A 21713-nucleotide genomic window follows, 5' to 3' on the forward strand; every position below is an offset into this window, starting at 1 on the left:
CACCGGCCGCACGCAACCAAAGGGGGCCCACGACGGTCTGACCGGACACCATGAACCACGGGAGGACCATGCCCGCAGGGCACGACGTGTCACTGCGCGCCGACTGTGTCGCCGACTCCGCGGGCGGACTGACCTTCGACGTCACCGCCGACGGGGCGAGCAGGACGGCCCATCTGGTGCTGCGCCGACGCGACGGGGACGAGGAGGTGGGACTGCCGCTGGCCCCGACCGCCGACGGAACGCTGCGCGCCGCCCTGCCCAGCACCGTCGCCCTGCCCGAGGGCCGCTGGGACGCGTACGCGCGCGTGGCCGACGACGAGCCCCTGCGCCTCGCGCCCGGCGCCACCGACCTGCGCGCGCTCACCGCCCGCACCCCGAGCGGCTCCCGCGGCCATGTCGCCGTGCGCATCCCGTATGCGACGCGGCAGGGCAAGCTCACCGTCCGCAGCTGGCTGCGCGCCCCGCACGCCGAGGCGGGCGAGCTGCGCGTCGAGGGCGCCGGACTGACCGTACGCGGGCGGCTGTACGGCGCCTGCTTCGCCCCCGACGCCTACGCCGAGGTGCGCCCCCGGCACTCCCCGGGTCCCGCGCGCCGCAGCGACGTCGCCGCCGACGAGGCTCGGTTCGCCTTCCCGGTGTCGTACGCGGCGCTCGGACCCGGAGTCTGGGACCTGTGGCTGCGGCCGCACGGCGAGAGCGGGCCGCGGGTGCGGATCGCGCGGCTGCTCGACGACGTCGCCGACAAGAAGCCCGTGTTCACCTATCCACGCGCACGCGTGGAGACGGCGTACGGCCCGGTGGAGGCCGGGCCGTACTACACGCGGGACAACGACCTGTCGGTGTCCGTCACCGCGTGCCCCTCACCGCAGTGAGCCGAAGAACTCCCTGACGTCACCGGCCAGCAGCTCGGGGACCTCCAGGGCCGCGAAGTGGCCGCCGCGGTCGAACTCCGTCCAGCGGACCAGGGTGTTGGCCTGCTCGGCCCAGCGGCGGATCGCCACGTCCTCGCCGAAGTTGGCCACCGCGGTCGGCACCCCGGAGGTCGCCGTCGGGAACCAGTCCGGCACATGGCTGTTCTCGTAGTACATGCGGGCCGCGGAACCGGCCGTGCCGGTCAGCCAGTACAGCATCACGTTGGTGAGCAGGGTGTCCCGGTCGATCGCGTCCTCCGGCAGCGTGGCCGAGGAGTGCGTCCACGCCTGGAACTTCTCCATGATCCACGCCAGTTGGCCGACGGGCGAGTCGGTGAGGGCGTAGGAGAGCGTCTGCGGACGGGTCGACTGCAGGGCGTTGTAGCCGAAGCCGTCCGTGGTGAACTCGGCGATGCTCGCAAGGCTTTGCCGCTCGCGGGCGGTCAGCCCCTGCTGCGCCTCCTCGTCGACCGGGCCGAGCGGGATGAACCCGACCGAGGCGGCGTTCACATGGACACCGGCCACGGACTCGGGAGCGACCCGGGCGAGCGCTGGGGAGATCAGCGCGCCCAGGTCGCCACCCTGGGCGCCGTAGCGCTCGTAGCCCAGCCTGCGCATCAGCTCCGCCCAGGCGCGGGCGACCCGGTTGACGTTCCAGCCCTTGTCGCGCGTCGGCCCGGAGAAGCCGAAGCCGGGAATGGACGGGATCACCAGATGGAAGTCCTCGCTCAGCGAGCCGATCACACCGAGGAACTCGACGATCGAACCCGGCCAGCCGTGCGTCAGGATCAGCGGGAGCGCGTCCGGCCGGGACGAGCGGACGTGCAGGAAGTACACCTGGGTGCCGTCGATCTCGGTGACGAACTGCGGCAGCTCGTTGAGGGCGGCCTCGTGCTTGCGCCAGTCGTAGGCACCGCGCCAGTACGCGGCGAGATCGCGGAGATACGGCAGGGAGGCGCCGTACTCCCAGCCGGCGTCCGGCAGCTCGTCCGGCCAGCGGGTGAGGTCCAGGCGGGTGTGCAGGTCGTCGAGCCGCGCCTGAGGGATGTCGATCCGGAAGGGGCGGATCTCACGGGTCTCTGTGGTCGCGCTGTTGTCTGCCATGAGTCCAAGCTAGGAAGGCTTGCGGACAACAACTGTCCGCAATGGCTGGCAGACTCGATTTTATGTTGGAGACCTCGGCACGACTCCTGCGCCTGCTCTCGCTCCTGCAGGCCCACCGCGAATGGTCCGGCGCCGCCCTGGCCGACCGCCTCGGCGTCACCCCGCGCACCGTGCGCCGGGACGTGGACCGGCTGCGCGAGCTCGGCTACCCCGTCAACGCCAGCCCGGGCACCGGTGGCGGCTACCAGCTGGGCGCGGGCGCCGAGCTGCCGCCGCTGCTCCTGGACGACGACGAGGCCGTCGCGGTCGCCGTCGGCCTGCGCACGGCCGCGGGGCAGGGCATCGAGGGGATCGGGGAGACCTCCGTACGGGCCCTCGCCAAGCTGGAGCAGGTCCTGCCGAGCCGGCTGCGCCGCCGGGTGGGCGCCCTGAACGCCTTCACCGTGCCCATGCTGCGCGGCACCCAGCCCTCCGCCGTCGACCCGGGCGTCCTCACCGAGCTCGCCAACCTCTGCCGGGACGCCGAGCGGCTGCGCTTCGAGTACAGCGACCACGGGGGCGCGTCCAGTCGCCGTACCGTCGAACCGCACCGCCTGGTGTGCAGCGAGCGGCGCTGGTATCTGGTCGCCTGGGACGTGGACCGTGACGACTGGCGGACCTTCCGGGTCGACCGGATCACCCCCAGGCCGCCGCACGGTCCCCGGTTCACTCCGCGCACCCCGCCGGCCGACGATCTCGCCGCGTACGTCTCGCGAGGCGTCTCCACGCGCGCGTACGCCTCACACGCGGTCGTGCGGCTGCTGGTGCCCAAGGAACGGGCCGCCGAGCGGATCTCGCCGAGTGCCGGGGTGCTGGAGGCGGAGGGGCCCGACAGCTGTCTCCTGCACACCGGGGCCTCGAGTCTCGACGTGATGGTGATCCACGTGATGATGACGGGCTTCGAGTTCGAGGTGCTGGAGCCGGCCGAGCTGACCGAGGCGATCAGGACGGCTCACGACCGGCTTGCTCGCTCTTTGGCTCGGGCTGCGGAACCTGGGCCGCGTACTGCGGATGGTGCAGGTCGAATGCCGGGGACTCGGAGCGGATCCGGGGCAGTGTCGTGAAGTTGTGCCGCGGCGGCGGGCAGGACGTGGCCCACTCCAGGGACCGGCCGTAGCCCCAGGGGTCGTCGGTCTCCACCTTCACGCCGTACTTGGCGGTCTTCCAGACGTTGTAGAGGAACGGCAGCGTCGAGGCGCCCAGCAGGAACGCCCCGATCGTCGAGATCGTGTTGAGCGCGGTGAAGCCGTCCGCGGCGAGATAGTCCGCGTACCGGCGGGGCATGCCCTCCGCGCCCAGCCAGTGCTGCACCAGGAACGTGGTGTGGAAGCCGACGAACAGCGTCCAGAACTGGATCTTGCCGAGTCGCTCGTCGAGCAACTTCCCGGTGAACTTCGGCCACCAGAAGTACAGCCCGCCGAAGATCGCGAAGACGACCGTGCCGAACACCACGTAATGGAAATGTGCCACGACGAAGTAGGTGTCCGAGACATGGAAGTCCAGCGGTGGCGAGGCCAGCAGCACCCCGGTCAGGCCGCCGAACAGGAACGTCACCAGGAACCCCGTCGCCCACAGCATCGGCGTCTCGAAGGACAGTGAGCCCTTGATCATCGTCCCGGTCCAGTTGAAGAACTTCACGCCCGTCGGGACGGCGATCAGGAAGCTCATGAAGGAGAAGAACGGCAGCAGCACCGCGCCGGTGACGAACATGTGGTGCGCCCACACCACGATCGACAGACCGGTGATCGACATCGTCGCCGCGACCAGCGTCAGATAGCCGAAGATCGGCTTGCGGCTGAAGACCGGGATGATCTCCGTGATGATGCCGAAGAACGGCAGCGCGATGATGTACACCTCGGGATGCCCGAAGAACCAGAACAGGTGCTGCCACAGCAGTGCCCCGCCGTTGTCCGCCTCGAAGACCTGCGAGCCGAAGCGCCGGTCCGCCTCCAGGACCAGCAGTGCGGCCGCCAGCACCGGGAACGCCAGCAGGACCAGGATCGACGTGAACAGCGTGTTCCAGGTGAAGATCGGCATCCGGAACATGGTCATGCCGGGCGCGCGCATCCCGATGATGGTGGTGATGAAGTTGACCGCGCCGAGGATCGTGCCGAAGCCGGCCAGCGCGAGGCCCATGATCCACAGGTCGGGGCCGACGCCGGGGGAGTGCGCGGAGTTGTTCAGCGGCGCGTAGGCGAACCAGCCGAAGGCGGCCGGACCCGACGGCACGAGCAGCGAACCCAGCACGATCAGGCCACCGAACAGGAAGAACCAGTAGGACAGCATGTTCAGCCGCGGGAAGGCCACGTCCGGGGCGCCGATCTGCAGCGGCATCAGTTCGTTGGCGAAGCCCGCGAAACTCGGGGTCGCGAACAGCAGCAGCATGATCGTGCCGTGCATCGTGAACAACTGGTTGTACTGCTGGTTGTCCAAGATCTGCAGTCCCGGCCGGGCGAGTTCGGCCCGCATCAGCAGGGCCATGACGCCGCCGACCAGGAAGAACACGAACGACGTGATCAGATAGAGGTGACCGATCTTCTTGTGGTCGGTGGTGGTCAACCAGTCGACGACCACCCGCCCGTGCCCCTTGGTCCGCACGGGTCGTGCCGTCGCGTGCACGGTCTGCGTCCCCATCGCTCGCCCCTTCGCTCGGCTCACGCCATGATGCTCGCGCGGTCGTGCGCGGCGACAGAGGGCGTAAGGGGGTTCTGTGCCGGAACCGTGTATTTCCTATGCGGTGTCAGCTTCCGTGGCCCTGTCCGGAATGCGTGGGCAAAGGGCCCGGGTCGGTTCTCGGACAAGCCTTCTCACGGCTCATTCGGGGAAGTCCTACGACACGCGGAAATTGCGTTCGAATACCTGCGGAAGGGTGAGGGAAACGCCCGTCCGTGTGACGCAGTGCGAGGGAAACGCGTGTCGTGATCCTGTGACAGAAGCGTGACAGGAGGCGTGCGGGATCCGGACTTCCGCGGCCGCCGGGCAGGGCCTAGCGTGGCGGTATGGCATCCATTCCGACACCGCCCGCCGAACCCCAGGACAGCCCGGACACCTACGTCGGCCTCGACTCCGCCTCCGCCGAGCGCACCGCGCGTGAGCGGGGCTGGTCGACGGTCAGGTCACTGCCGCCGGGGGCGATCATCACGATGGAGTACCGCGCGGGCCGGCTGAACTTCGAGGTGAAGGACGGCCGCGTGGCGCGGGCCTGGAAGGGCTGAACCGCATGACGCAGGCCCCGGTTCCACGCAGGGGAACCGGGGCCTGCGTCATGCGCGGGGTGGTGGTGCGTACCGGCCCCGCCGTGTCGGAGGCGGGATCAGCCGCCGGTCACCGGCCGGGTGGCCGGCGCGTGGGGCGTGCCGCGCGCGATCCGGTCCGACTGCGGCGGGCGGCGGCTGCCGACCGGGGTGACCGGGGTGCGCTCCGAGCGGGTGGTGTGCGGGCCCGGGGCCAGGTAGGCGGGTGACCTGGGGCCACGCGTCGGCGTGGTGGCCTCGCGGGCCGCCGTCTCGTTCTGTGGGGCCGTGAGCGGCTTGAGGCGGGCGGGCGCGGGCGCCGTGACGGGGGTGACCGGGGCCGGTGTCCTCGCACCGCCGCGGGCCCGCCAGCGGTCGCGCAGGTCGAAGGCGTAGGTCTCGGCGCGGGCGATCAGCGGCTCGAACCAGGGCAGCGCGAGCAGGATCAGCAGACCGGCGACCCATCCCAGCACGACGTCGCTCAGCCAGTGCGTACCGAGGTAGACGGTGGCCATGCCCACGCCCAGCGAGGTCACCGCGGAGATGGCGGAGAGCCAGCGGCGGGCCCTCGGGGTGGAGGCCAGATACGCCAGGATCCCCCAGGTCACCACGGCGTTGGCGGTGTGACCGCTGGGAAATATATCGCCGCCCAGGCCCATCTCGTTCGAGCCGATGACGGTCGCGTAGTGCGGTCCGAGTCGTCCCATGCCGTACTTGGCGGCGCCGACCGTGATGTTCAGCAGCAGCAGCGAGGCGCCCAGGGTCAGCAGCGGGCGCACGGTGTGCTGCCGCCAGGAACGCCAGCCCAGCCAGGCCGCGACCATCACCGCGGTCGGGCCGCGCTGGCCCAGCACCACGTAGTAGTCGACGAACCAGTGGATGGACGCCCACTGCTGGTACGGCCGGAAGAACATGACCTGCCAGTCGAGGCGGACCAGCCACGAGGTGGTCACCACGAGCCACACGATCGCCAGGTAGAAGGCCAGGGCGGCGATCACCAGGACGGTCCGGTGCCGGCTCGCCCTGGGCACGCTGAGGTGGGCCGGTCGTTCCGGCTCACGGTCCAGCCTGGCGAACACCCGGTCCAGACGGGTGAGGTTTCGTTCGGTACGCACCCAATCGACGTTACAGCGAGTGAGCTCTGTTCCCTGTCGAATCAGCGGCTTTGTGATGACGATGTGATGTGGGATTCCTCTCAGCCGGGGGTTTATTTCCAGGGATTCCGCAAAAGCAGGTGGCTGCGTCCTTCAATTCCTTTGATCATTCCGGGGCCGGGTTTATTGGCCCTTATGAATTAGTTCACCGAATCATGGGACGGAATTCTCCGGGTGCTCATCGACGCCCCGGAGCCGATCATGGCGGACCGGAGCCGTTCAGCCAGAAGGCGCCGTACAGGGCGGACGCGAGGGCGATCACCACGACGACCCCGGCTGACCTGCGGGTCCTCGAGCGCGCGAGGGCCAGGGCGAGGGGGAGCAACAGGGGAAAGGCGGGCATCAGCAGGCGCGGCTTCGAGCCGAAGTAGCTCGACGCGCACAGGGCGAGCGCCGTGACGACCCCGGAGTACACCAGCAGGGGCAGCGGCTGGCCCTGCCGCACACAGGTGGCATACAGCCACACGACCAGCCCGACCCCGACGATCAGCCCCACGCCGGCGAGGGCCGACGGGAACGACGTGAACTTGTCGGCGACGAAGCGGGCGAAGGCGTATCCGCCGTCGAATCCGTTGCGCCACCCCGCCTGCACGTCGAGATAGCCGAGCGGCCCTCCGCCGGTGCGGTGACCGACCCACAGGACGTAGGCGGCGGCACCGAGGGGGGCGAGGGCCATGCCCGCGGCCCGCGTGGCTGTGGTCGCCCCGGCCGGCGTGACGCGCTCCGACCCGGACGCGGCGCGGTTCCCTCGGTCCCGCAGGAACGCGGCGATCCCCGCCGCCCACACCGCCGCGACCACCGCGAGGCCCACCGGGCGCGTCAGGCCGGCCAGGGAGGCCAGCAGGCCCGCCGTCAGCCAGCGGCCGGTCAGCAGGGCGTAGAGCGACCAGGCGGCCAGCGCGGTGAACAGGGACTCGCTGTACGCCATCGACTGGACGATCCCGACGGGCAGGACGGCCCACAGCAGGACTGCGCAGACGCCGGCCCGGCGGCCGTACACATGATCCGTCACCGCGAAGACGCCCCAGGCCGCGAACAAGGAGGCGAGCAAGGAGACCGCGAAGCCCGCGTCGGCGTACGACAGCGGCGTCACCGCGGACAGCAGCCGCTCCAGCCAGGGCAGGAGCGGGAAGAACGCCAGGTTCGAGTGCACGTCGCCGTTCGGCAGCCGCACCTCGTAGCCGTAACCGAGGTCGGCGACCCTCGTGTACCAGAGGGCGTCCCAGCGGGCCGTCAGCAGGGTGTACGCGCTCTTGTCGCGCGCCGCGCTCCACAGGGCCAGGGTGACGAGGCCCAGGGCGCGTACGGCCGCATAGCCGAGCAGCGCCGGGGCGGCTCGGCGCAGGGCCGGTTCGGTGCGCGTTCCAAGATCGGTCACGGCCCCGATTATCGACCGCGCGCCGAACCGGCACGCCCGCCGGGGCGTGGGACCCGATGAGAACGTGGTGTACGCCACACGTGTTCCGCGCGAAGTGTGAGAGGTCCGCCACTGGGCCGACGCGAGAACTCGCGTACCCTGACGTGTCACCCGCCGTTCGCTGCGCGGGCCGGAGACACCGCTCCTCTCCGGCCGAGATCACGGGTCCCCACCCCGTGTGCCCGCCGAACGTGCCAGGGAACATCTGGGAGGTACGTGCATGTCCGGGACGACCACGGCCGCCGCAGCGCTGCGCCGTCGGGCGGCCGGGGCCGGTGCAAACCGCTGGGTCGTCCTCGTCGTCCTCTGCGTCAGCCTGCTCCTGGTCGCCCTCGACGCGACCGTGCTGCACGTGGCGGTGCCCGCCGTCACCGAGGACCTCAAGCCCGGCGCGATAGAGCTGCTCTGGATCGTCGACGTCTATCCCCTCGTCTGCGCCTCGCTGCTGATCCTCTTCGGCACGCTCGGCGACCGCGTGGGCCGCAGGAGAGTCCTCCTCCTCGGCTACGCCCTCTTCGGCGTCGCCTCCGGTGTCGCCGCCCTGGCGGACACCGCCCAGGTGCTGATCCTCGCGCGGGCGCTGCTCGGCGTCGGCGGCGCGATGATCATGCCCGCCACCCTCTCGATCCTTCGCCAGGTCTTCCCCGACCGGCGCGAGCGGGCGCTCGCGATCGGTATCTGGAGCGCGGTCGCCGCTGTCGGCGCGGCTGTCGGACCACTGCTCGGCGGCTTCCTCCTGGAGCACTTCTGGTGGGGGTCGGTCTTCCTCGTCAACATCCCGCTGATGCTGGTCAGCCTGCCGGTGGGCCGCCTGCTGCTGCCCGAGTCGAAGGGCGCCGCGAACGGTCCCTGGGACGTCGTCGGCGCGCTGATGGCAGCCGCCGGGCTGTTCGGCCTCGTCCTCGGCGTGAAGCAGCTCGGCGCCGGGGAGCTCGACGCGTTCACCGCGGTACCGCTGGTCGTGGGCGCGGTCCTGCTTGTCCTGTTCGTACGGCGGCAGAAGCGGCTCACACATCCCCTGGTGGACCTGCGGATGTTCGCGCGCCCGGCCTTCAGCACCTCGGTCGGCTGCATCGTCCTGGCGATGCTCGCCCTCGTCGGGCTCGAACTGATCGCGGCGCAGTATCTCCAACTGGTCCTGGGCCTGTCCCCGCTGGAGACCGGCCTGCGGCTGCTGCCGCTGACGATCGCCGCGATGGCGGCGGGGCTGGCCGGAGCGCGTCTGCTGCGGAGATTCGGGCCGCGCCGGATGGTCAGTGCCGGGTTCTGTCTCACGGCCGTGGCCGTACTGCTGCTGACCGCGATGGGCGACGCGGACAACACGGGCCTGCTGGTGTCCGGGTTCGTCCTGCTCGGGTTCGGTCTGGAGACGACGCTTTTCGGGGCGTACGAGTCGATGCTCAGCGAGGCGCCCCCGGAGCAGGCGGGCGGGGCGGCGGCCATCGGCGAGACCTCGTACCAGCTCGGTGCGGGCATCGGCATAGCGCTGCTCGGCAGTGTGATGAACGCGGCGTACACGCCCGGCCTCTCCGGCGTACCGGGTGTCCCGAACGCGGCGTCCAAGTCGGCCGGACACTCCCTGGGCGAGGCCTACGAGGTCGCCGGACATCTCGGTGGACCCGCGGGCGTGGCCCTGCGCCGGGCCGCCCAGGACTCCTTCGTGCACGGGTTGCACGTGACCTTGCTGGTGAGTGCGGGGTTGTTGGTGCTGGGCGCGGTGATGGCGCTGCGGCTGCCGCGTGCGATGCAGTGCGGCGAGTCCCCGACGGCGGTGGAGCTTCCGTCGCCGCGGGAGGTCGCGGAGTCCCGCGTCTCGGCCTGACGCCAGGCATCTGGACGTGCGGGACACCGCGTCGTAACGTCAGCCGGGAAGCGTAACTAGCGATGCTAGTTTTGAGCTGGCTCTCGGAGGATGTGCTCATGGCCCCGTTCGACCCCGCCGACCCCCTCGGTATCGACGACCTGCTGGAGCCGGAGGACCTGGCGATCCGCGAGACCGTGCGGACCTGGGCCGCCGACCGTGTCCTGCCGTATGTCGCGGACTGGTACGAGCGGGGCGAGCTGCCGGAGATCAGGGAACTCGCCCGTGAGCTCGGGGAGATCGGCGCCCTCGGGATGTCGCTGAGCGGCTACGGGTGCGCGGGCGCCTCCGCCGTGCAGTACGGGCTCGCCTGTCTGGAGCTGGAGGCCGCCGACTCCGGGATCCGGTCCCTCGTCTCGGTGCAGGGCTCTCTGGCCATGTACGCCATCCACCGGTTCGGCAGCGAGGAGCAGAAGCAGACCTGGCTGCCGCGCATGGCCGCCGGAGAGGTCATCGGCTGTTTCGGGCTCACCGAACCCGATCACGGCTCCGACCCCGGATCCATGCGGACGTACGCCAAGAAGGACGGCACGGACTGGGTGCTGAACGGGCGCAAGATGTGGATCACCAACGGGTCGGTCGCCGGGGTCGCCGTCGTATGGGCGCAGACCGACGACGCGATCCGCGGCTTTGTGGTGCCGACCGATGCGCCGGGCTTCTCGGCGCCCGAGATCAAGCACAAGTGGTCGCTGCGGGCCAGCGTCACCAGCGAGCTCGTCCTCGACGACGTACGGCTGCCCGCCGACGCGGTGCTGCCCGAGGTCACCGGGCTCAAGGGGCCGCTGAGCTGTCTGTCGCACGCCCGGTACGGGATCGTGTGGGGAGCGATGGGGGCGGCGCGGTCGTGTTTCGAGACCGCCGTGGACTACGCGAAGACGCGGGAGCAGTTCGGGCGGCCGATCGGGGGCTTCCAGCTCACTCAGGCCAAACTCGCCGACATGGCGGTGGAACTGCACAAGGGGATTCTGCTCGCCCACCATCTGGGGCGGCGCATGGACGCCGGCCGCCTGCGTCCCGAGCAGGTCAGCTTCGGCAAGCTCAACAACGTCCGTGAGGCGATCGAGATCTGCCGTACGGCGCGGACGATTCTCGGGGCCAACGGGATCTCCCTCGAATACCCCGTCATGCGGCACGCGACGAACCTTGAGTCGGTGCTGACGTACGAGGGCACCGTGGAGATGCATCAGCTGGTGCTGGGCAAGGCGCTCACCGGACTGGATGCCTTCCGGTAGACCCTGCGCGGGGCAGGGCCGGCGAGCGGCCCTGCCTCAGCTCTGGTTGAAGAAGCCGTCCGTGCGGTGCACGGCCGGGTCGCCGTTCACGATCTCCGTGTTGGCGGGGGACAGCAGGAACACCCGGGTGGACACGCGCTCGATGGAACCGCGCAGTCCGAAGATCAGCCCGGCCGCGAAGTCGACGACGCGCTTGGCGTCGGAGGCCTCCATCGCGGTGAGGTTCATGATGACGGGCACGCCTTCGCGGAACAGTTCGCCGATGGCGCGAGCGTCCCGGAAGCTGTCCGGGGTCACCGTGCCGATCCGGCGGCCTTTCTCCTCGGCGACGTCCGAAGCCACCTTGACCCGCGGGTCGGTGACCCAGGCATCCCCGGGCTCGGTCCCTTCGGAGTATCCGTCGTCGTCGTAGTAACGCTCGTCATCGTTGTCGTCAACGAGGCCCAGCCAGGCACTCGCTTTGCGCACCGATCCCATGGACGCCTCCTCTCACAGCGGTCTCTCTTGCTTCTGTATCCCTATGGTCATCCATGATGCGGATCGCGCGCCAAGTGGATAGCCGCCGCGCGGGGGGTTTGTGACGGTACTGGTGCACAGCGAATACGTCGAGAGGCCAGGTACCCCAAGGGTCGTATCCCATACGGCTGCTGACTGTGAGTGAAATATGATTCTTCACGGCGTACGGGTGAGAGGTGGGGCGTACGGGTGAACGGGTCCGACAGCGCTCAGCTCTGATGAAGCCTCAGGTCAGAGCGCTACTTCAGTTCGGGTGGGGAGATGCGGGAGACGGTCGTCGCCGAGCCTGTGGTGCCCCATTTCTTGAGGATCCTGGCGTAGGTGCCGTTTTTGATGAGGTCATTCACGGCCGCCTGGAACGCCTTGGCCAGGGGCGTGCCCTTCTTGAAGGCGAAACCGACGTCCAGGCGGTGGTACTCGTTGAGGAACTTCACGCCCTGCTGGTGGGCCACCGCGTACCGCAGGCCGTTGATCGTGGACATCACGACGTCGCTGCGGCCCTGTTGGAGCGAGGACCAGATCGCGCCCTGCTCGTTGTAGGTCTGCACCTTGTAGGGCTTTGTGCAGAGGTGCTTGTTGTCCTCCAGCGTGGCTTCGAACGTCGTGCCCGCGCCGGTCGCCACGTTCAGGCCGCACAGCTGGGTCAGGTCGGTGATCCTGGTGAGCTTGCTGTCGCTGCGGGTGGCGAAGCCCTGGCCGTCGTTGATGTAGGTGACGAAGTCGATCGTCCTGCGGCGCTCGTCGGTCACGCCGAAGTTGCCGACGCCGAGGTCGTACGTGCCGCTGTCGAGGGCCGGCAGGATCGCCTCGAAGCTCGCCTGCTCGGTCTTCAGCCTGATGCCGAGGACCTTGGCGACCGCGTTGGCGAAGTCGACGTCCTGGCCGGCCAGGGTCTTGCCGTCGTCCAGGATCGAGGTGCCCGGCGGCTGGCCGGAGACGCTGACGGCGAGGGTCAGGCTCGTGGTGCCGGACGGCAGCAGCCTGGCCGCCGCATCGTCCTTCTTGATCGCGGAGACGACGTCGGTGGTGGGGATCGTGTCGGCGCGGGCCGAGGCCGGGGCGGTGTCGTCCGCGCCCGAGCCGCACGCGGTCAGAAGCAGAGTGCCCGCCGTAATGAAGGCAAAGGGGATGAGCAGACTATTTCGGGCATGGGTGGGTGGGCGCACAGTGGGGCGGTCTCCTGGAAGCGAGGAACGCTGAATGAGGGGAGGGCGCGTGTGAAGGCGGGGAGGATGCGCGAAGGCGAGGAAGGAGAACGCGAAAGGCGCCCTGGGGAATCAGGGCGCGCAGTGGGTCAGCTCAACAGGAAGAGGACCACACGCGACCGAAGTCGATGTGGGAGCGCTTGACCAGCCACTGCTGTGGATGCATGGGGCAAGTGGAACAGGCATCCGGTTTGCCGTCAACTGGCATGAGACGTACGGCTCACAGTGTGGACAGCCTTGACAGCGAGGGGAAACGCAGCCGTAGTCTCGAAGGGCGGCCCTGCTGAGGGGCTCGGCCGCACCCGTGTGAAGGCACCCGTCCGAGTTCTACGGTCCCCCACTCTCGACTTCGCTCGAGCGGGAGGGGCCCCCACTCGCCCCGGAGCCCTCGCATGTCCTCCGACACCCTCGCCAAAGCCTCCTCCGCACCCGGCATACCGGAGTACGCGGATTCCCTGCGGATCGTCCCACGTCGCCGTCTCGGCCAGTGGGCGGCCGCCGTCGCCGTTCTCGTGCTGCTCGGGCTCGCCCTCAACTCCGTTCTGCGCAACGACGCCTTCCAGTGGGACGTCGTCGCGGACTACTTCACCACCGACGCGGTGCTGCGCGGACTGTGGCTCACGCTCTGGCTGACCGCGGTGGTGATGACGCTCGGCTTCGTGCTGGGCGCGCTGCTCGCGGCGGCCCGGCTGTCTGCCAACCCGGTTCTCAGAAGCGTGAGTTGGGGATACGTCTGGCTGTTCCGGTCGATCCCGATCCTGGTGCAGCTGCTGCTCTGGTTCAACATCGGGGCGCTGTACCCGCGGATCCTCGGGGTGCGGACGGTCGACCTGCTCGGCCCGGTCACCGTCGCGGTCATCGGTCTGACCCTGCACGAGGCCGCCTACGCCGCCGAGGTCGTGCGCGGCGGGATCCTCTCCGTCGACCGCGGGCAGATCGAGGCCGCGCAGGCACTCGGGCTCAGTCGATGGCGGCGCTGGTGGCGGATCGTGCTGCCGCAGGCGATGCGCTCCATCGTGCCCCCGGCCGGGAACATGCTGATCGGCACCCTCAAGGGCACCTCCATCGTCAGCGTGATCGCCGTGCAGGACCTGCTCTACTCCGTGCAGCTCGTCTACCACCGCACCTACCAGGTCATTCCCCTGCTGATGGTCGCCACCGTCTGGTACACCGTCGTCACCTCGGTGCTCGGCGTCGGCCAGCACTACCTGGAGAAGCACTACGCCCGGGGCTCGGAGCGCACCCGATGAGGCGCTCGCTGGTGATCGTCGGTGCCGGGCCGCGGGGGACCGGGCTGATCGAGCGGATCGCCGCCAACGCCCCCGAGTTGTACGACGGTCGGGGCCTCGACCTGCACCTTGTGGACCCGCACCCGCCCGGCGCCGGACGCATCTGGCGCGCGGCGCAGTCGCCGCTGCTGTGGATGAACTCGCACGCCGAGGACGTCACCATGTTCACCGACGAGACCGTGGACATGGCCGGACCCGTCCGCCCCGGCCCCACGCTGCACGAGTGGGCCGGGATCGACGGCCGCACCTTCGCGGACCGGCAACTCCAGGGCGCGTACCTGCGCTGGGTGCATGAGCAGGCGGTGGCCGCGCTGCCGGACGGCGTCGTCGTCCACCACCACCCCAGGCGCGCCGTACGGGTCAGCGGCCCGCGCGAGGGCCGGCAGCAGGTCTGGCTGGAGGGCCTGGCGCGTCCGCTCCCCGCCGACCTCGTCGTCCTGGCCCTCGGCCACCTGGACGCCGAACTGGACGCCGAACAGCGCGCGTTGGCCGCGTACGCCCGGGAGCACGGCCTCGTCCACCTGCCACCGGACTTCACCGCCGACAGCGACCTGTCCGCGCTCGCGCCCGGTGCACCGGTCCTGGTCCGCGGATTCGGGCTCGCCTTCGTCGACCTGATGGCGCTGCTGACCGAGGGCCGGGGCGGGCGGTACGACGGGGACACCTACGTCCCGTCCGGGCGCGAGCCGGTTCTCTACGTCGGATCGCGGCGCGGAGTGCCGTACCACTCGAAGATCGGCTACGACTGGTCCGGTGAGCGGCCGCCGCTGCCCCGTTTCCTGGGGCCGGCCGAGATCGACGGACTCCTCGCCCGGCCGGAGGGCTTCGACTTCGGGCGGGACGTGTGGCCGCTGGTGGTGAAGGAGCTCGGATTCGCTCACTACCACCGGCTGTTCACCGTGCATCCGGAGCGGACCGCGATGTCCTGGACCGACTTCGAGGAGAAGTACACGGCCGGGAGCGAGACGGACCTCCAGGTTCTCGTCGCCTCCGCGGTGCCCGACCCCCGCGACCGGCTCGACCTCGCCGCGCTCGACCGGCCGCTGGAGGGGGTGCGGTACGCGACGCACGAGGAGTTCCAGGACGGGCTGCGGCAGTACGTCCAGGCAGACCTGGACCGCCGTCATGACCCCGGACACAGCCCGGACCTGGCCGTCTTCCTCGGGCTGCTCTCCGTCTACGGGCAGCTGGTCCGGCTCGGGGACATCGGCGGATGGTGGCACGGGTTCTTCAGCTATCTGGCCTCCGGGCCGCCCGGACCCCGGCTGCGGCAGCTGCTCGCGCTGTCCCGGGCCGGAGTGCTCAGGTTCATGGGGGCGGACATGGAAGTCCGCGCCGAGGACGGGGTGTTCCGGGCGTCGAGCCCCACCGTGCCGGACTTCTCGGTCCGGGCGCGGGCGCTGGTCGAGGCGCGGCTGCCCGAGCCGACGATCCGGCGGGCCCTCGATCCGCTGCTGCGCGAGCTGCACGCCGAGGGGGCCGCCGAGACCCCGGACGGGCTGCTGCGCGTGGACCGAGCCGACGGGAGGGTCCTGGACCGGTCCGGACGGCCCCACCCACGACGCTTCGCGCTCGGGCCGCACACCGACGGCCGTACTCCCGGCGCCTTCACCCGGCCGCGCACCGGCGGGCCCGCGTTCCGGCAGAACGACGCGACCGCGCGGGCCGCGCTGCTGTTCCTCAGCGAGCTCGCCGGTCGTGCGGCCGCCTAAGTCACCTGGAAAGCAGGGAAGTTCAGCGATGAGTGTCATGGTCGACATCAGGTCCGTCCACAAGAGCTTCGGATCACTGGAGGTGCTCAAGGGCATCGACCTCGCCGTGCGCACCGGCGAGGTCACCGTGATCCTCGGCCCGTCCGGCTCCGGCAAGTCGACGCTGCTGCGCACCGTCAACCACCTGGAGAAGGTGGACCGGGGCACGATCAGCGTGGACGGCGCGCTGGTCGGATACCGGCGTTCCGGCGACAAGCTGTACGAGCTGCCCGAGCGCGAGGTGCTCAGACAGCGCACGCGGATCGGGTTCGTCTTCCAGAACTTCAACCTGTTCCCGCATCTGACCGTGCTGGACAACGTCGTCGAGGCCCCGGTCTCGGCGCTGAAGCGGCCGCGCAAGGAGGCCGTCGAGGCGGCACGGCGGCTTCTCGACCGGGTGGGGCTCGCCGACAAGGCAGACTCCCTTCCCCGGCAGCTCTCCGGCGGCCAGCAGCAACGGGTCGCGATCGCACGGGCGTTGGCGCTGGAACCCCGGCTGCTGCTGTTCGACGAACCGACCTCCGCGCTCGACCCCGAACTGGTCGGCGAAGTCCTCGACGTCATCAAGGACCTGGCCCGCCAGGGCACCACGATGATCGTCGTCACCCACGAGGTCGGCTTCGCCCGCGAGGTCGCCGACACCGTCGTGTTCATGGACGACGGACGCATCGTCGAACAGGGTCCGCCGGCCGACGTGTTGGACACCCCGGACCACGAACGCACGCGGTCCTTTCTCTCGAAGGTGCTGTGATGCTGCACCTGTCGGCCGCTGTCGACCAGCCGTCCGCCTACGACGCCGCCTCCTACCTCACCCTCGCCCGGCTCGCCGAGCGCGGCGGGCTCGACTTCGTGACGCTCGAGGACAGCTTCGCCCGGCCCGGTCCCGACGCCCTCGCCGTGCTGGCCCGCCTCGCGCCCGCCACCAGCCGGATCGGCCTGGTGCCCACCGTCACGACCACGCACACCGAGCCCTTCCACGTCCAGGCCGCCGTCGCCACCCTCGACTGGGTCAGCCGGGGCCGGGCCGGCTGGCGGATCGACGTGTCGACCACCGAGGGCGAGGCCCGCCTCTTCGGCCGCCGGCAGGCGGCTCCGTCCGACGCACTGTGGCAGGAAGCGGGTGAAGTCGCCGACGTGGCCGCGAAGTTGTGGGACAGCTGGGAGGACGACGCCGAGATCCGGGACGCGCCGACCGGCCGCTTCATCGACCGGGACAAGCTGCACCACGTCGACTTCCGCGGCACGTCCTTCTCCGTCAAGGGCCCCTCGATCGTGCCGCGGCCCCCACAGGGCCACCCGGTCCGCGTGGTCGACGCCACCGACGGTCCCGCCCGCAGGACCGCCGCCCGGTACGCCGACGTGGCCCTCGTCCGCGCCACGAGTGCCCCGCAGGCCGCCGCTGTGCGGAACCAACTCCGCTCCATGACAGCGGATTTCGGGCGCCACCCCGACCAGCTGCGGGTCCTCGCCGGCCTCCTCGTCGATCTCGGCGACGGCGAGCACGCGGCCGAGCCTGGGCACGGCGGGGGCGGCCCCCGACAGACCCCGCAGGGGCCGCTCTACCGCGGCGGCCCCGTGGACCTCGCGGAACTGATCGCCACCTGGCACGGCGAGGGCATCGTCGACGGCTTCCACCTCACGCCGGTCGAACCGCTGCGCGACCTGGAACGGCTCGTCAACGGAACCGTGGCACTGCTCCAGCACCGCGGACTGTTCCGCACCTTCTACCCGGGCAGTTCGCTCAGGGAGCACCTGGGCCTCGCCAGGCCCGCCAACCAGTACGCCACAACGGGAGCGCGTCATGAGCCGTAGGCGGATGCATCTGGCCGCGCACTTCCCGGGCGTCAACAACACCACCGTCTGGACCGATCCGGAGTCGAGGTCCCAGATCGAGTTCTCCTCCTTCGCGCACCTGGCCCGCACCGCCGAACGCGGACTGTTCGACTTCTTCTTCCTCGCCGAGGGGCTGCGGCTGCGCGAACACAAGGGCCGTATCCACGACTTGGACGTCGTCGGACGCCCCGAGTCGATCACCGTGCTCAGCGCGCTCGCCGGTGTCACCGAACACCTGGGGCTCGCCGCCACGGTCAACGCGACCTTCAACGAGCCGTTCGAACTCGCCCGCAGGTTCGCGACCTTGGACCACGTGAGCGGCGGCCGGGCCGCCTGGAACGTGGTGACCTCCTCGGATGCCTTCACCGGGGAGAACTTCCGGCGCGGCGGTTTCCTCGACCGGGCCGACCGGTATACCCGGGCCGCCGAATTCCTGGAGACGGCCAGGGAGTTGTGGGGCTCCTGGACACCGGACGGCATCCCGCGGCCGTTCGCGCACCGCGGGCGGCACTTCGACATCGCGGGCGAGTTCACCGTGCCGCGCTCGCCGCAGGGGAACCCGGTCGTCATCCAGGCCGGGGACTCCGACGAGGGACGGGAGTTCGCCGCCTCCGCCGCCGACGTGGTCTTCGCACGGCACAGTTCGCTGGAGGAGGGCCGGGTCTTCTACGCCGATGTGAAGCGCCGCCTCGCCAAGTACGGCCGTACACCCGAAGACCTGAAGATCATGCCCGGGATCGGCGTCGTGCTCGGCGACACCGCCGCCCAGGCCCAGGAGAAGGCCGCCGAGATCCGACGGCAGCAGACCTCACCGCAGACCGCGCTCCGCACGCTGGAGCAGATCTGGGGCGTCGACCTGTCCTCCTACGACCCGGACGGCCCGCTGCCCGACATCGATCCGGTGGCCGATCCGGCCCTCACCCAGGGGCGGACCCGGCGCGGCGACACGGTCGCGATCGCCGAGAAGTGGGCGGCTCTGGCCCGCGAGAAGGGCCTGTCGATCCGGCAGACCGTGATCGAGGCGGGCGGCCGGCAGTTCTTCATCGGCACCCCGGACGCGGTGGCCACCGAACTCGACGAGTTCGTGCAGCGCGAGGCCGCCGACGGCTTCGTCCTCGTACCCCATCTCACCCCGGGCGGCCTCGACCAGTTCGTCGACGAAGTGGTCCCGCTGCTCCAGGAGCGCGGCGCGTTCCGCACCGCATACCGGGGCACCACCCTGCGCTCCCACCTCGGGCTCCCCGACCCCGTACGGAAAGGCTGATCACATGACCACCGACGCGTCCGACGACTGGAAGCTGTGGCACGAGCACCGCGTCGAAGCGGTGTCCGAGCCCTATGGGCCGCTCGCCCTCATCGGCACTCACTGGTTGGACGACCATCCGGACGGCCGACTCCCAAGTCTCCCCGGTACCTGGGCTCTCGCGGACGACGCCGTCGTGCTGACCGCAACCGGGGCGGACGGCCTGACCGTCGACGGGCGGCCCTTCGACGGCGAGGTACGGCTGAGCGCCGACCCCGGTCCGGCCGAGACCGCCCGGGTGGCGTACGGCGAGCGCAGACTGGTCGTGCTGGTGCGCGAAGGCGTGTGGGGCGTACGGGACTTCGACCCCGCAGCCCCGGCCCGGCGGGCGTTCCGCGGCATCGAGGCCACACCGTACGATCCGCGCTGGTCGGTGCCGGGGCGCTTCACGCCGTACGACGCGCGGCGGACCGTTCGTGTGCCGAACGCGGACGGGGTCGAGCGCGGGCTCGGGCTCGGCGGCGAAGTGGCGTTCATGCTCGACGGACAGGAACTGACACTGAAGGCCGCGGTCCGGGACGACGGCTCGCTGTGGGCGGTTTTCGGCGATACGACGAGCGGGGACGGCAGCTACCGGTTCCGGTTCCTGTACCCCTCCGCACCGGACGCCGAAGGACGTACGACGGTCGACTTCAACCGGGCGCTGCTGCCGCCCTGCGCCTTCGCCGACCACTTCATCTGTCCGTTCCCGCCGCCTGGGAACACTCTGGGTGTCGCCGTCGCGGCGGGGGAGCGCGACGTGATCTGAAGGATGAACGTTCCCTCTCGATCGCAAAGGTGTTTCAAAGGTTGCGGCTGAAAGGCGCCCTTGCGGCGACCGGTCGTTCGGCCGAATACTCCCCCTCAGCGCTTGTCAGGGGCACGGCGTGTTCGAAATCCGGACGGCCGGACCGCTGACTGCGCCTCACGGGCCCCGACCCCACGCGGGCCCCCGACTTCCCCTGGGAGGGAACGAAACGTGAGGATCAAGCGCACCACCCCCCGCAGTGGCATTGCGAGACGGACGCGGCTGATCGCCGGTACCACCGGCCTCGTGGCCGCGGCCGCCATCGCGGTCCCCAGCGCGAACGCGACCGCTGCGACCCCGTTCAGCACCGCCGAACTCAAGAGCGCCAGTAGCTCGGTACTCAAGGCCGACATCCCGGGCACCGCCTGGGCCGTCGACAGCAAGACCAACCGTGTGGTCGTCACCGCGGACAGCACGGTCTCGCAGGCCGAGATCGCCAAGATCAAGCAGCAGGCGGGCAGCAACGCCGACGCGCTCACGATCAAGCGGACTCCGGGCAAGTTCAACAAGCTGATCTCCGGCGGCGACGCCATCTATGCGAGTAGCTGGCGCTGCTCCCTCGGCTTCAACGTCCGCAGCGGCAGCACCTACTACTTCCTGACCGCCGGTCACTGCACCGACGGCGCGGGCACCTGGTGGTCGAACTCCGCGCACACGACCACGCTCGGTTCGACGGCCGGGTCCAGCTTCCCGACCAACGACTACGGCCTCGTCCGCTACTCGTCCAGCTACCCGACCTCGTCGATCTCCGGCACCGTCGGCAGCGTCGACATCACCAGCGCCGCCACCCCGAGCGTGGGCACCACGGTCAACCGCCGCGGTTCCACCACCGGCATCCACAGCGGGCGGGTCACCGCGCTCAACGCGACCGTCAACTACGGCGGCGGTGACGTCGTCTACGGCATGATCCAGACCACGGTCTGCGCCGAGCCCGGCGACTCCGGCGGCCCGCTGTACGGCAGCAACGGCGTCGCCTACGGTCTGACCTCCGGCGGCAGCGGCAACTGCTCCTCCGGCGGCACGACCTTCTTCCAGCCGGTCACCGAGGCCCTGAGCGCGTACGGCGTCAGCGTCTTCTAGGCCCGCAACGGCCCGCATCGCAACCGGCACCTGGTGGACCCCCGTACGCATCTGCCGTACGGGGGTTCGCCGTGATCACGACGTGGTCTGTTTCGACGTGGTCCGTCTCGGCGGGGCGCAGAGCCAGTCCAGTACGGCCGGCAGGGCCTCCAGCGCGCCGAAATGGCCGGTGTCCTGCTGGAGGACGGGGCGGACGCGGGGGATGCGGTCCGCCAGCCACGTGAAGTGGCCGACCGGGGAGAACCTGTCCTGGGCGCCGTGCCACAGCAGCACGGGCCGGATGACGGCCGCCGGGTCGAAGCCCCAGTCGCTCAGCAGGGCGAGGTCGTCGTCGAGCCAGCCGTACGACGAACCGCGCAGCGCCTCCCGGTAGGCGCGCAGCAGCATCTCGCCGATCGCCGGGTCGGAGACGATCCGCCGGTCGGAGTCCGTGAGCCCGTCGCGCAGGGAGACGAGCAACTGCGCGGGGTCGCGGCGGATGTCGGCGGCGCGGGCGGCGAGGCGGCCGGCGAAGGCGAGCGGGTCGGTGAGCGCCCGGGTGAACTCCTCGACGTGGGACTCGGCCATGCCGTCGAACCAGCTCAGGTCCCGCGCGTCCGGCGGAGCGGGGGACGCCAGCACCGCCGCCCGCCGTACCCGGGAGGGCAGCAGCGCGGCACAGGCCAGGGCGTGCGGGGCACCGCCGGAGTGGCCGAGCACCGAGAAGCGGCCGAGCCCGAGGGCGCCGGCCAGCTCCGCCACGTCCCGGGCGGCGTCGGCCACACGGCGTCCGGGCAGACGGTCCGAATCGCCGTAGCCGGGGCGGTCGTAGGCGATGAACCGGATGTGCGGGCGCGCGGCGACGACGTCCCGGGGTACGACGCCGAGGCGGCAGCCCGGGGTGTCGTGCAGCAGTACCACCGGTGTGCCGTCCGGGTCGCCGTACTCCTCGACCGTCAGCCGGCGGCCGTCCTGCGTCCTGATGCCGTGGACCACCTGTGTCCTCCGTCTCCCCTTCG

18 protein-coding genes and 1 pseudogene are annotated in these 21713 nt (G+C 70.5%); 12 read left to right on the forward strand and 7 right to left on the reverse strand.

The window, feature by feature from the left end; translation table 11 throughout:
- Positions 1–68: 68 nt before the first annotated feature.
- A complete protein-coding gene (locus OG841_RS36515) occupies positions 69–872 on the forward strand; it encodes a hypothetical protein (protein WP_328637484.1) in 804 nt (267 codons plus the stop codon).
- Here OG841_RS36515 and OG841_RS36520 read toward each other — a convergent pair.
- Positions 861–2015, reverse strand: coding sequence for an epoxide hydrolase family protein (locus OG841_RS36520; protein ID WP_371568499.1), 1155 nt, complete (start codon positions 2013–2015; stop codon positions 861–863). The genes OG841_RS36515 and OG841_RS36520 overlap by 12 nt on opposite strands.
- Before the next feature lie 62 nt (positions 2016–2077).
- Between OG841_RS36520 and OG841_RS36525 the strand changes: the two genes are divergently transcribed.
- Positions 2078–3118, forward strand: a complete 1041-nt coding sequence (locus OG841_RS36525; RefSeq protein ID WP_371568502.1) for a helix-turn-helix transcriptional regulator — start codon at positions 2078–2080, stop codon at positions 3116–3118.
- On the opposite strand, the pseudogene ctaD reads toward OG841_RS36525, so the two are convergent.
- Positions 3117–4688 (reverse strand): annotated as a pseudogene (gene ctaD / locus OG841_RS36530) (aa3-type cytochrome oxidase subunit I); the annotation flags it as partial. The gene OG841_RS36525 and the pseudogene ctaD sit on opposite strands and share 2 nt — an antisense overlap.
- Before the next feature lie 365 nt (positions 4689–5053).
- On the opposite strand from ctaD, the gene OG841_RS36535 reads away from it, so the two are divergent.
- The gene (locus OG841_RS36535; protein WP_365662427.1) at positions 5054–5269 is read left to right on the forward strand and encodes an I78 family peptidase inhibitor; all 216 of its coding nucleotides are present in this window, start codon (positions 5054–5056) and stop codon (positions 5267–5269) included.
- A 98-nt stretch (positions 5270–5367) separates the two neighbouring features.
- Here OG841_RS36535 and OG841_RS36540 read toward each other — a convergent pair whose 3' ends face one another.
- Together OG841_RS36540 and OG841_RS36545 are read right to left on the reverse strand one after the other, a co-directional pair.
- Positions 5368–6402: a phosphatase PAP2 family protein gene (locus OG841_RS36540; protein ID WP_371568505.1), complete on the reverse strand. Its 1035-nt coding sequence runs from the start codon at positions 6400–6402 to the stop codon at positions 5368–5370.
- A 238-nt stretch (positions 6403–6640) separates the two neighbouring features.
- Positions 6641–7819, reverse strand: a complete 1179-nt coding sequence (locus OG841_RS36545; RefSeq protein WP_371568508.1) for a mannosyltransferase family protein — start codon at positions 7817–7819, stop codon at positions 6641–6643.
- A gap of 259 nt (positions 7820–8078) precedes the next feature.
- Between OG841_RS36545 and OG841_RS36550 the strand changes: the two genes are divergently transcribed.
- Positions 8079–9680 (forward strand): MFS transporter, encoded by a 1602-nt coding sequence (locus OG841_RS36550; RefSeq protein WP_328637479.1) that lies wholly within the window; start codon positions 8079–8081, stop codon positions 9678–9680.
- A gap of 98 nt (positions 9681–9778) precedes the next feature.
- The gene (locus OG841_RS36555) at positions 9779–10951 is read left to right on the forward strand and encodes an acyl-CoA dehydrogenase family protein (RefSeq protein WP_371568512.1); all 1173 of its coding nucleotides are present in this window, start codon (positions 9779–9781) and stop codon (positions 10949–10951) included.
- A gap of 36 nt (positions 10952–10987) precedes the next feature.
- Here the strand turns inward: OG841_RS36555 and OG841_RS36560 are convergent, their stop codons facing one another.
- Entirely contained in the window at positions 10988–11428 is a 441-nt protein-coding gene (locus OG841_RS36560; protein WP_328637477.1) for a cell division protein SepF, read from the reverse strand.
- Positions 11429–11706: 278 nt separating this feature from the next.
- Positions 11707–12633 carry an ABC transporter substrate-binding protein gene (locus OG841_RS36565; protein WP_371568515.1) on the reverse strand — a complete coding sequence of 309 codons (927 nt, stop codon included), beginning with the start codon at positions 12631–12633 and terminating at the stop codon, positions 11707–11709.
- A gap of 431 nt (positions 12634–13064) precedes the next feature.
- On the opposite strand from OG841_RS36565, the gene OG841_RS36570 reads away from it, so the two are divergent.
- From OG841_RS36570 to OG841_RS36600, 7 genes are all read left to right on the forward strand, one after another.
- Entirely contained in the window at positions 13065–13922 is an 858-nt protein-coding gene (locus tag OG841_RS36570; RefSeq protein ID WP_328637475.1) for an amino acid ABC transporter permease, read from the forward strand.
- Positions 13919–15673 (forward strand): FAD/NAD(P)-binding protein, encoded by a 1755-nt coding sequence (locus tag OG841_RS36575; RefSeq protein ID WP_371568519.1) that lies wholly within the window; start codon positions 13919–13921, stop codon positions 15671–15673. Before OG841_RS36570 ends, OG841_RS36575 begins: the two co-directional genes overlap by 4 nt.
- A 28-nt stretch (positions 15674–15701) precedes the next feature.
- Positions 15702–16463, forward strand: a complete 762-nt coding sequence (locus OG841_RS36580) for an amino acid ABC transporter ATP-binding protein (protein ID WP_371568522.1) — start codon at positions 15702–15704, stop codon at positions 16461–16463.
- Positions 16463–17524 (forward strand): LLM class flavin-dependent oxidoreductase, encoded by a 1062-nt coding sequence (locus OG841_RS36585; protein WP_371568525.1) that lies wholly within the window; start codon positions 16463–16465, stop codon positions 17522–17524. The genes OG841_RS36580 and OG841_RS36585 overlap by 1 nt, the downstream gene beginning before the upstream one ends.
- A complete protein-coding gene (locus OG841_RS36590; RefSeq protein ID WP_371568528.1) occupies positions 17514–18809 on the forward strand; it encodes an NtaA/DmoA family FMN-dependent monooxygenase in 1296 nt (431 codons plus the stop codon). Before OG841_RS36585 ends, OG841_RS36590 begins: the two co-directional genes overlap by 11 nt.
- A 4-nt stretch (positions 18810–18813) precedes the next feature.
- The gene (locus OG841_RS36595; protein WP_371568531.1) at positions 18814–19596 is read left to right on the forward strand and encodes a DUF1684 domain-containing protein; all 783 of its coding nucleotides are present in this window, start codon (positions 18814–18816) and stop codon (positions 19594–19596) included.
- Between the two features lie 210 nt (positions 19597–19806).
- Positions 19807–20715 carry a S1 family peptidase gene (locus OG841_RS36600; RefSeq protein ID WP_328637469.1) on the forward strand — a complete coding sequence of 303 codons (909 nt, stop codon included), beginning with the start codon at positions 19807–19809 and terminating at the stop codon, positions 20713–20715.
- A gap of 75 nt (positions 20716–20790) precedes the next feature.
- On the opposite strand, the gene OG841_RS36605 is transcribed toward OG841_RS36600, so the two are convergent.
- A complete protein-coding gene (locus OG841_RS36605; protein ID WP_371568535.1) occupies positions 20791–21690 on the reverse strand; it encodes an alpha/beta fold hydrolase in 900 nt (299 codons plus the stop codon).
- Positions 21691–21713: the final 23 nt, after the last annotated feature.

Source organism: Streptomyces canus (genome assembly GCF_041435015.1).
Taxonomy (GTDB): Bacteria; Actinomycetota; Actinomycetes; order Streptomycetales; family Streptomycetaceae; genus Streptomyces; species Streptomyces canus_G.